The organism is Bacillus sp. ISL-78 (assembly GCF_018613455.1).
GTDB classification, from domain to species: Bacteria; Bacillota; Bacilli; order Bacillales; family DSM-1321; genus Peribacillus; species Peribacillus frigoritolerans.
Window position 1 is genome coordinate 1 of the sequence record NZ_JAGGQC010000053.1, and the last position, 10998, is coordinate 10998.

10 protein-coding genes and 1 pseudogene are annotated in these 10998 nt (G+C 33.9%); 1 reads left to right on the plus strand and 10 read right to left on the minus strand.

Features of this window, described 5'->3' with window-relative positions; all coding sequences use genetic code 11:
• Positions 1-344: 344 nt before the first annotated feature.
• From J7I96_RS27160 to J7I96_RS27180, 5 genes are all read right to left on the minus strand, one after another.
• Positions 345-764, minus strand: coding sequence for a hypothetical protein (locus J7I96_RS27160; RefSeq protein WP_214925834.1), 420 nt, complete (start codon positions 762-764; stop codon positions 345-347).
• A gap of 355 nt (positions 765-1119) precedes the next feature.
• Positions 1120-1476, minus strand: a complete 357-nt coding sequence (locus J7I96_RS27165) for a hypothetical protein (RefSeq protein ID WP_214925835.1) — start codon at positions 1474-1476, stop codon at positions 1120-1122.
• A 289-nt stretch (positions 1477-1765) separates the two neighbouring features.
• Positions 1766-3238 carry an amidase family protein gene (locus tag J7I96_RS27170; RefSeq protein ID WP_214925836.1) on the minus strand — a complete coding sequence of 491 codons (1473 nt, stop codon included), beginning with the start codon at positions 3236-3238 and terminating at the stop codon, positions 1766-1768.
• 112 nt (positions 3239-3350) lie between these two features.
• Positions 3351-4139 carry a class I SAM-dependent methyltransferase gene (locus J7I96_RS27175; protein WP_214925838.1) on the minus strand — a complete coding sequence of 263 codons (789 nt, stop codon included), beginning with the start codon at positions 4137-4139 and terminating at the stop codon, positions 3351-3353.
• Positions 4140-4293: 154 nt separating this feature from the next.
• Positions 4294-4836 (minus strand): ribonuclease FAU-1 family protein, encoded by a 543-nt coding sequence (locus tag J7I96_RS27180; protein ID WP_214925841.1) that lies wholly within the window; start codon positions 4834-4836, stop codon positions 4294-4296.
• Between the two features lie 342 nt (positions 4837-5178).
• Between J7I96_RS27180 and J7I96_RS27185 the strand changes: the two genes are divergently transcribed.
• A complete protein-coding gene (locus J7I96_RS27185; protein ID WP_251029272.1) occupies positions 5179-6186 on the plus strand; it encodes an SMI1/KNR4 family protein in 1008 nt (335 codons plus the stop codon).
• Positions 6187-6474: 288 nt separating this feature from the next.
• Here J7I96_RS27185 and J7I96_RS27190 read toward each other — a convergent pair.
• The 5 genes and pseudogenes from J7I96_RS27190 to J7I96_RS27210 form a co-directional block, all read right to left on the minus strand.
• Positions 6475-7166: pseudogene (locus J7I96_RS27190) on the minus strand (aspartate/glutamate racemase family protein).
• A 225-nt stretch (positions 7167-7391) separates the two neighbouring features.
• The gene (locus J7I96_RS27195) at positions 7392-8042 is read right to left on the minus strand and encodes a class I SAM-dependent methyltransferase (protein WP_215048210.1); all 651 of its coding nucleotides are present in this window, start codon (positions 8040-8042) and stop codon (positions 7392-7394) included.
• Between the two features lie 299 nt (positions 8043-8341).
• Positions 8342-8779 carry a GNAT family N-acetyltransferase gene (locus tag J7I96_RS27200; protein WP_061466068.1) on the minus strand — a complete coding sequence of 146 codons (438 nt, stop codon included), beginning with the start codon at positions 8777-8779 and terminating at the stop codon, positions 8342-8344.
• A 170-nt stretch (positions 8780-8949) separates the two neighbouring features.
• Positions 8950-9852, minus strand: a complete 903-nt coding sequence (locus J7I96_RS27205; protein ID WP_214811451.1) for a DMT family transporter — start codon at positions 9850-9852, stop codon at positions 8950-8952.
• Positions 9853-10072: 220 nt separating this feature from the next.
• Positions 10073-10573 (minus strand): GNAT family N-acetyltransferase, encoded by a 501-nt coding sequence (locus J7I96_RS27210; protein WP_214925847.1) that lies wholly within the window; start codon positions 10571-10573, stop codon positions 10073-10075.
• Positions 10574-10998 lie beyond the last annotated feature (425 nt).

Sequence of the window (10998 nt, forward strand, 5' to 3'; positions counted from 1 at the left end):
TATTGATCATTTATCCGGAAGAAAGAAACTCCCTGATGCGGATATTGAAGAGTTAATAACAGCAGCCAAATATAGAGGATTATTATAAAAATAAGAAAGCCCTATTTATTTCAGGGCTTTTTATTTGTGCCAATAACCTATTTCCGTGTGATTTCTTATTAAACTATCCTGCCCCTATAGTTGCATAAGAAAAGGAGCTGCTGATAGCTCCTGGTAATGAACTAACGCACCCGTTAGTTTAAGTACAATCCTTCACAAATATAAGAAAAAGAGCTGCCAATGCAGCTCCCTTATTGAGTAAAGCACTTGTATTGAAGGTCTCTTAAAATGTGTAACTTATTCAACTACTTCTTCTTATAGACCCAGATAAAATAATATACTGCAAGGGAAGTTAATCCAACATTCGTATATATGAAAAATATTCCAGCATACCATATATTTTTTTCAGCAAGTGGGTCGAAAATATAATGTAAAAAATGATATATTGCCACATACCATATGCAAACATACCAGAATACTTGCTCTTTTCCTGAATTGTATTTTTTAACAAGTTGAAGAATAACAACCCAAAGCACGAGTATTAATGATGTGCCAATTAAATTGAAGGGGTAAGTTACAAAATAAAAAATGTATGCACTATAAAACGCAATAATGGACAACAAAAGCATTAATAGTGATTTTCTGGATTCTTTTCGTGTTATAAAAATATATAAACCAACTAAAATACCAACACAAGAATAAATGTAGTGAAATAAATTTTCCATTTCAAAACCTCAAATTTAGCAACAAACTTTTATTTTGTTTCGATAAATAACGAAGTGCTTATACTATTATAGGTTAAACTGCTCGGAAATAAAGAACTTTTTCAACAATCATTTTACTCACTGTTTCGTTAAAATCTAAAATACTTTTATTTAGTTCTATACTATTTCTTACATTTTCAGTGTTGTTCCTATAATTAAACTTTTCTTTCTGTTCCGTTTTTGAATTAGCACTATTTGTTTCTAAATTACACCAGTTCTTATGCAACTATCCTGCCCCGTTAGTGCCATAGGAAAAAGCTGCCTTAGAGACAGCCCCGATCTTCAGCTAACGCACATTAAGATATTTTCTTTATTATTAAACCAATTTAACTAAATGCGGTTCTAATGCTATAAAATGTGGCATCCAGCAGTCTGAATTTTCGGTTCCAATATCGTGATTATTTACGCAAACCCTGTTTATATCATCTAAGCCGTCATAACCGCAACAACCATTTAATCTGCTTTCATCTGGATGATAGTTTGAATTAATTAAGTCCTTCAGATTTATAATAATGGTGCCTTTTGTTCCAATATCTTCTTCGCTGTTAGCAACTATAAAAAAACCTTCAGGGATGTAGGCTTCACCATCATTTTCATTAATTAATGATAAATCATCCAATTCCGTAACTTGTTTAGAGATTTCTACATTACACTTTTGGCAAATTATCTTCATAAATAAGAACACCCCGACAATCAGACATTTAATTCAAATATAACACACTTCCAAATGTTCCTTGTTAAACTAACCTGCCCCGATAGTGCCATAAAGAAAAAGCTGCCTTAAAGACAGCTTCGATCTTCAGCTAACGCACCCGTTAGTTCATTAAGGAACGCGAATCTTTAAAAAGAATCGCGCCCATTTATTGAAGATCACATGCCATAGAATGAATCATTTTCTCTTGTAGATATGCACCATTTAGTTTTGTTTAAAAGTGATTTAAAAAAAGAAAGTATAGTATATATCAACATGTTATTTTTGGACTTCTACGATGCTTTGTAGCCTGCTCAAAAGCATAAGCGAGTTTTATTAAAACCCCTTCGCTAAAAGCAGTACTTGCCAAAGTGACACCAAAAGGTCTTCCACTTTTCATATATCCAGCAGGTATAGCTATGGAAGGATAACCAGCTTTAGCACATATTGTTGAACCTATATACGAAGGGAAAAGTATCGCATCAAGATTATACTTTTTTAAGGCAAAATCAATGCCCTGTTCCTGGGAAAAATACAAATCTTCTAATTTTGCATTCAAATATTCAGGATTTCTTAATGTGTTAGGGAAACTTTCTCTTAGCTCCAACTTATTTTGACCGTACTTTAATGCTTTTTCTTCGATATTCTTGTTAAACTGAATTAATTCAGCAATAGAATGTACAGGTGTATTCAATGGTAATTTTGAAAGATAATTATCTAAGCTATGTTTCAATTCATATAATGACACTCCCCAGCTCCATTCTCTATGAAAAGAGGGTATTTCTATATTTTCAAAGACCTGTGCACCTTCATTTCCTAGTGTTTGAATGACATTATTAAACAATTCCTCATCGTACTCTTCAGAGTCATAATAATCATTAGAAGCTTTGTTAAATACTCCAATCTTAGCATCCTTAAGACCCATAGAATCTAAATAAAGTGTATAATCCTGTTGTAACCTTCCTTCATTTTTATGTGTAGCAGGATCAAGCTTATCAACTCCAGCTAAAGTTCCTAATAAAATTGCTGCGTCCGTAACAGTTCTTGCGAATGGTCCTGCTGTATCTTGAGAATATGTAAAGGGAATAATCCCACTGCGACTAACTAAACCGACAGTAGGTTTAATACCGACCACAGAGTTTGTAACAGCTGGACTAAGGATAGAAGCATCTGTCTCAGTACCTACAGATAATAAGGTGAAATTTGTTGCTACCGCCACTGCTGATCCTGAGCTTGATCCACCAACATAAAGATCAGCATCCCCATATGGATTTAATACTTGTCCGCCTCTTGAACTGTAGCCAGCCCACATTTCAAATGACATCCCATTAGCTAATTCTGTCATATTCGTCTTACCTAAGATAACCGCGCCTGCTTTACGGAGTTTTTTAACAAGAAATGCATCTTTACCACTAATATTATTCTCAAGTGCAATTGTTCCTGCACTTGTATGCATGGAATCATTTGTTTCAATATTGTCTTTAATAAAGACAGGAATACCATGTAAGGGTCCTCTAACTCCTTTTGTTTCTCTTTCATAATCTAATGCTTCAGCAATGAATATTGCGTCAGGGTTTATTTCAAGAATAGAATTTATTTTCGGGCCGTCTTGGTCATACTTTGCTATTCTAGACAGGTAATACATTACCAACTCTTTTGAAGATACTTCTCCATTTCCCATAGCTTTTTGTATGTCATTAATCGTTAACTCTTCTCTGAAAAATTCATTAAAATTAATTCCCATTAAACTCTCCTTGTACTATCAAATTTAAATTGATTCTTCCTTTTTGAAGTAAAGCACCTGTTAGTTGCATAAGACAATAAACAAAAAAATGACCCCCAAATTAAAGAGACATTTATAAATGATTCAGTATAGTTATAAAGCATCCATGTTGGATATTATGTTGAATGTCTCCATATTCTTTTACTAAATGAGTAAAGATTTCATCAAGTATTTCATTTCGTTGATTTTCTGTAAATCCCGAAAGCCAAGATAGAGAACCAACTCTTCCACACCAGTCTCCATTTGTAAAAGATACTGTGTAATTGAACTTATATGTTTCTTTTAAGTCAAATTTATGTTCCTGCCATTCCTTAAACCACTCAACTGGAAATCCATTGATAAACTGTTTTGATTCAGCCTTAGCGCCAGCCGGTTTTAACTCTCCATTTGGCATATGTGCTTTAATAATTCGAAGTGTGTCATCTATAACTTTACTTTTTGATATAAACCCTGAATCCATTACAATCAATTTACCCTTTTTCGCCAGAATTCTTTTAATTTCATCTAGGGTTTTTTCCCGATTAAACCAGTGCCATGCTCTTAAAACGGTTACATAATCAAACAAACCATTATCTAACGTTGTAGATTCAGCGTATGTATTTATATACTCAATTATATTACCTTCACTCTTATCAATTACTTTCGCTTGTTCTATTAATTCTGCTGAAGGTTCTACGCCCACAACAGCTGCACCCTCATTATGTAAAACTCGACTTAATACTCCCGTCCCAGAACCTAAATCCACCACTTTTTTATTGTTAAAATCTATTCCTCTAAGTTTTAAACTTTCCAATAACTCAACAGGTAAGTCATTTCTATATTGAGCGTAATTTTTTGCCACATTTCCAAAATTCACTTTCATTCATATCCCTCCAAACTGGGTGTTCCAAACTATTCAAATTATAACATATTTTGTAAGGTTTATTGTTGAACTAACCTGCCCCTTTAGTTCCGTAAGAAAAAGAGCTGCCAAAGCAACTCTCCTATTGAAGTAAGCACCCGTTAGCTTAAAAAAGTTATTTTAATTCATTGACTAAGAAGTCCTTATGATAATGGGATAAATCAAGCAATTCAAAGCTTCTATTATTTATTAACTTAGTAAGGATGTTTACTTCATCCCAAGCTGAATCATAAAGAGATTTATCAATTATTCCATTAAAAAAAGCCTCTTCAAGCTCATCAGCATCTTTTTTAATTACTTCTCCAGAAGGTAACAAAATAATATCTAAATATAAATCATCCAAATAAGGAATATCATTATCTACTCCATTTCCAAGGCAAACATCAATATACCATTGCACTATATTCCCATTATTATCAAACATTGTTGTTACTGAATGCTTTTTTTCTAAGGGGAATTGTTGAAGCCACATGTAACCATCATCAACAATACATATATTCTTTTCCTCATACCGAACGGATAATGGTTCAGCAACTTTAATTGTATGTAATAAAGTTATATAGCCCTTAAATTCTTTAGTATCAAGAAACGCTTGTGCATATTTTCTATCCAAGACACGTTTCCATTCTGAACGATTTCCATATTTTCTCTTTAGCATCTTCATCCTCCAAATCGAAAAATATTTACCTAATTATAACATTCTAATTTAAGTTATTTCCATAAAATGGGTGGTTTCTTCTTCAACTAAACTGCCCCGATAGTTCCATTAGGAAAGGGGCTGCTGACCAGCTCCTGTAATGAAGTAGAGAACCTGTTAGCTAAACAAGGCTCATTGGGAAGATAAATTGAAAACTGTTTTCGAAAAAATTGTTGAAGAAAAAAATAGGCTATTTATTTTTGTAGTATGATGTTAAGAAAGGTTTTTCAACAACCGAGGAAAGTTTGTACAAGAAAGAGCCGGCAAATCAAATAATAATTAAACATTTATGAGGTGAATTTTTTGGTAAAAAGTATATGGGAAGCAAGTAATGACGAGTATATGTTACAACCATTAACAGACAAAATCGTAAAAAAAGCAGAAGAATTATTTAATGTAACGTTACCAAACTCGTACCTTGCTATTCTAAAGCAGCAAAATGGGGGACAACCCATCTGTAATGCTCATCCATCTCCTGTTCCTACTGTATGGGGTGAAACGTTTGTTATAGTGGAACACATTAAAGGAATTGGTGCCGGAAATGGAATACTTGAAAATGATTATTACATAAAAGAGTGGGAACTGCCGGAAGGACTTATTTTATTCAATGGAGACGGTCACACTTGGCTTGCATTTGATTACCGCAATGCCACTTCTGATCCCCCCATTGTTTATGTAGACGTTGATTTGGAGCAAGTTATACAAGTCGCAGATAGCTTTGAAGAATTTCTAAAAAACCTCTACCTTGAAAATGAGGAATTTGATTTCGAGGGAATGGAGGTAAAGGTATACAGTAAACAAGAATTTGAAACGTTTATACAAGAAGATAATGTAGATGAATTACTAGATGCTATACCGGACCTAGCACAAGGCGATGTTGATTTGAAGTGGTTTGGAAATCAACTTATAACTTTAAGTAATTATCACGACTCATATGTGAGGAGTTGGGCTGCTACCAGTGTTTGGAATCATCTTACACATAGATTGGATGATGAAATTCTCCATTCATTGTTAGAAAATTTCAAGAAAGATGTCGATAGTGATGTTCGAATGATGGCAGATCTTATTCTTGAAAAAGTGAACTACTCCTTCGAACAACTTAAAGAGGATGTTCATAACGGTGAAAGGGTCAGTCTAGCTTTTCAAGATAAACTTTATCACGTTATTGAAGATTCCAATCAATGGCATCTAGCTGACTACGAAACAGATACACAACAGTCGTTTGATTCAGTAGATGAATTATTAGAACAATCCAGGATCGACGGGAAGTCTTTACAAGAAGGATGGAGCCATATTAAAAAAGCTTATTAGACTATTCGTTATCTGTTGGCTAAATCTCTCTATCGAATTAGTCTTATGTCACTGTCGTATATGTAGATTGATAAAACAAAAAAGCTTTCCGGGTCAGGAAAGCTTTTTACTATGGTTCAAAATATGGCGTAATCATTAATAGAGCTTAAGAAATTGACCGAAATAAACATTCATTTTTGTAAGTCTTAATGAACTAACGCACCCGTTAGTTCATTAAGAAAAGCGATTCTTATTAAAGAATCGCGCCCTATTGCGGAAGAATTAGTATCTTAAAAAGACTTCATAACCCTATTTTAAGGATATATTTACAGCTTCAAAAGCATGTATGTAGGTTGTGTCAAATAGAGGAACATCAGAATCCTCCGGTTTTACCAATAATCCAATTTCTGTACAACCTAATATAATCCCTTTAGCTCCAGATCCGATTAAACCTTGGATAACTTTTTTATAATAATCCCTTGATTCTTGATGAATCTTACCCAAACATAACTCTTCGTAAATAACCTTGTTTACAATCTCTCTTTCATTGTCATTTGGCACAATAACTTGTATACCGTTAAACTCCAAGCGTGATTTATAAAAATCTTGCTCCATTGTATACCTTATGCCAAGTAACCCAACAGAATTAATTCCTTTCTCTTTAATTTGGGTTGCTGTTGCATCTGCGATATGCAAAAGGGGGACATTAATTTTCGACTGGATGTCACCTATAACTTTGTGCATCGTATTAGTGCAAATGACAATAAATTCAGCTCCCCCTTTTTCCAAAGAACGCGCAGCATTACCTAACACTTCACCGGCCTTTTCCCAGGCGCCTTCTGATTGGTAACGTTCAATTTCATGAAAATCGACACTATATAAAAGACATTTCGCTGAAAATGTAATCCCCCTAATCTTCTTTTAACTTCTTCATTGATAATCCGATAATATTCAACAGAAGATTCCCAACTCATTCCACCAATAAGACCGATAACCTTCATTTTATCCTCTCCATTATCCTTTTTTTATCTTCAGGATTAGCTTCGATTAACCTACAAATAATTCCTTTTTTTTTTTTCAACAAAATGGCCCTATTGTTGAACAAAGATCAAACAGCACTCTTGAACTATCCTGCCCCCGTTTGTTCATTAGGCATTTAGAAACCTGTAAAGAGAGGGTAAACCCAAGTATATTAGCAATTTAATATAATTAGAAAGTCAACTTTTCTAAGACTTTTGTGACAGTATTTCTAATGTGCTATGAAAATGAGGTTTACCGTGTGTAATGTCCAAAGAGTATGACTGAGACAAACTTATCGTTTTATAATCCACAAAAAATCCTTCTAATTCACTTCTTGTAAAATAATGAATAAACATATTTGAACTTTCATTATAAAACGTATGTTTCGCTAACTGTTCATACTTCTCTGGAGCTTTCTCTCTACCTGGTTCTTTATCATCAAAGGCATTAATATATACCAACCCACTTTTAATCAGCCCATTTCTCACCTTTTCAATAATAATTTTAATATCCTTATCAGGAAAAAAATTAAGTACATTAGAAAGTATAATTAAAGAATATTTATTTGGTTCAATCTCAAAAGAAGTAATATCTTGAACTTTAGCGTTAATATTCAAATTGTGCTCTTTCGAAAGTTCCAAACATCGTTCTACTGCTGTTTCTGAAATATCGATACCCTCAACTGCAAATCCCTGTTTAGCAAAAAAAAGGGCATTTCTTCCCTCTCCAATACCTATGTCTAAGACCTCTCCGTTTTCAGGAAGCATTTCAACATATTTAGATAAGATACTATTAGGATTGAATCCCCATAAACTATCAACATTTTTATATTCTTTCTCCCATATATTTTGTTTCACCTTTGTCCCCCCCTCGATTGTTAAAGTATTTCCTTCATTTTTTCTTCCTTCTTTAATGAGTTTATAAAATTTTCAGGTGATTAAAATCCTTTGTTCAACTTTAACATAAAAATACACTATTTGGATTAATCTTCCGTTTTTCTTATAGAGCTAACCTGCCCCGTTAGTTGCATAAGAGAAAGATGCCTCAGCAACTTTCTTTATTGAAGTAGAGCAACCGATAGTAATAAAAAAGAGCTGTTTACTCAGCTCTTGTAAAGGTAATGCTTCTCTAATCGAAGCATTACCCCTATTTTTAATCACAACGTTTTTCTAAATGAATAGCACCATTTATCATAATCTAATTTCTCTTCATAAAAACGGTGAGCATTGTTTCGCTGAATTCCAGATTCTAATGCTACATATGCGGCTCCATTTTCTTTTGCCCAGTTATGTATATAACTTAATAATTTCTCTCCAAACCCAAATGAACGGTAAGCAGTATCTGTTACCAGATCATAAATAAAAACGTGACGTTTATTATAAAAGTTAACTCTCCAACTTAAACCAGCTAAGGATACAATCCGATTATCCTTATATAAAGCATACAAAGAATACCCATCTTTCCTCATTTCTTCAAGTAACTCCAGATATGTCTTTTGAGTTAACTCAGTACGTAACTGATTCATAATTGGAAAGGCTTCTAACCATTGTTCTTTATCTGTTAATTCTTGTATTGTTTCTACCGTAGAATTCACATTAACACCCCTAAAAAGTTTTATTAAAATTAAATTCAACTTTGAACCCCGTAATTCCTTCTTCAACTAAACTGCCCCGTTAGTTCCATTAGAAAAAGGTTGCCTTAGCAACCCTCCTAATTGAAGAAAAGCACCTGTTAGCTTAAAAGCTTTATTAAAGAAGTCCATTCTTAATTAACATTTACAGGTAGCTTAGAATTCTGACCTCGAATTCCAAACCCTAAAGCAATTGCAGCTCCAATACAACTAGATAGGCAACCTACTACCAAATAAATTGATGGTGTTGATTCACCAATTAAAACAGAAGCAATCCCTCCAATTGCTGGGAATAGCGCTACCATATACCCACTTTTTGCTCCTCCAATTTTTTCTACAAGTTTTAAATAAAATAGCCAAGCCATAAAAGAAGCAATCAAAGTTAAATATAGCAAAGCAGATAAATATGTAACTGTTGTTGGAAGTACAATTTTTTGTCCTTGGAACAGTACAATTGCCCCCATTAAAACACTGCCTACTGTAAAACCAATAGCATTTGCATAGATAGGGTCAACCTTAAGTTTAGCATTTCTTGCAGAACTGGCATCACCAATAGCTGTAAGAATAGTGCCTAACAAAGCAATCATAATCCCTTTTAAATCAGTGAGCCCTTGAAAATTATTTAAGGTCGGATAGATGATGACACATACGCCAAACACCCCTAGTATTCCCCCAAGTAAAACGCGAGAATGTAATTTCTCTTTTAAAAAAACACGGAGAGCAATCGGAGTCAATATCACTTTTAACGAAAAGATCAATGTTACAATTGCAGCAGAGCTCAAAATAGTGGCGTAATAAAGGCACAGATAACTTAATGCAAAGTTACATACACCAAACACTATTATAAACGGGATATCTTTTCTTTGTGGTCTCCCCTTTGGTTTAAGGAACCAAACAAGAACTAAAAATAAAAAAGCTGTCATAACTAAACGATATGTTAATGATAATTCCAAACTGACTGGTGTTCCTTGAATTTTCACCGCAATAAAATTAAGACCCCATACTATTAAGCAAAATATGTACATCAAATTTGTCATTTAATTACCTCTTCCTGCGTTTAACTTAATATGTTAATTAACTTCTCAGTAAGTAATTGTAACAAAACTTACCAGTTTTTTCTAATTTAAATGAGTCAAATAACCACGAGTTGAATAATTTACTTATTGAATTAACCTGCCCCTTTAGTTCCATAAGGAAAGAGCTGCCTTAAAGACAGCTCCGATCTGCAGCTAACGCACCTGTTAGTTTAGCAAGATCTTATAATAATTTGGACATAAAATACTGGTCGAAAAGTGTGTCATCTATCATTAGTGATTTTCCTTTTATTCCTTCTATCTCAAATCCCATTTTATTATATAGAGATACTCCTGCTTCATTTTGAGTGACTACTGTAAGTTCTAACCGTAAGATATTATGAGTTATTGCCCATTCTTCTAACCTTTGAAATAGTTTTGTTCCTATACCACGCCCTGTGTATTCTTTTAAAATACCTATAACTAGGTAGGCTGAATGTTTGGTTCTTCTTGTATCTCCGCCAATGACTGCTAAATATCCTACTAATTGTCGACCTTCTTGTTCCGCAACAAGTACCGTTGAATTACTCTCTTTGTCCATTCGTTCCAACCATTTACGTTGTTGTTCAGGAGAACCTTTTCTTTCTCCTGGTTCCATAAGCATAAAATCAGCCTCAGTTTCAACTTGCTTCATTAGCCAATCGAAACTTTCAGCATCCTCAGGTTTTACCTCTCTAATTAACATCAGAATCCCCCCTTAAATATATCCAATATTATACATCTTAATGAACTATCCTGCCCCTTTAGTTGCATAAGAAACTCCTATGGCGGCGCTCCTCGCCGCCACCATCTACTACGAAAATCTTCTCTAAACCCAAAATAGAGTCTAACCCATTAACCCCTTGACGATAATGGATAATAACAATACAACCAGGCTGAACTTTTTTTGGTGGATCTTAAGGAAGATACCCTGTATAAGAAACTGGTTGTGACAGTATGGAAGAACCATTTAGTGTACTGCTAGTACGTATACAAAAATTTTTGTAACAAATCTCCTGTCATATGTATTGTTAATCTTTTTTTGAGGTGATTCTCCTATGGAAGCAATGATTGAACGGTGTGCTGGCCTAGATGTACACCAAGAAACAGTAGTAGCCTGTGTATTATTTG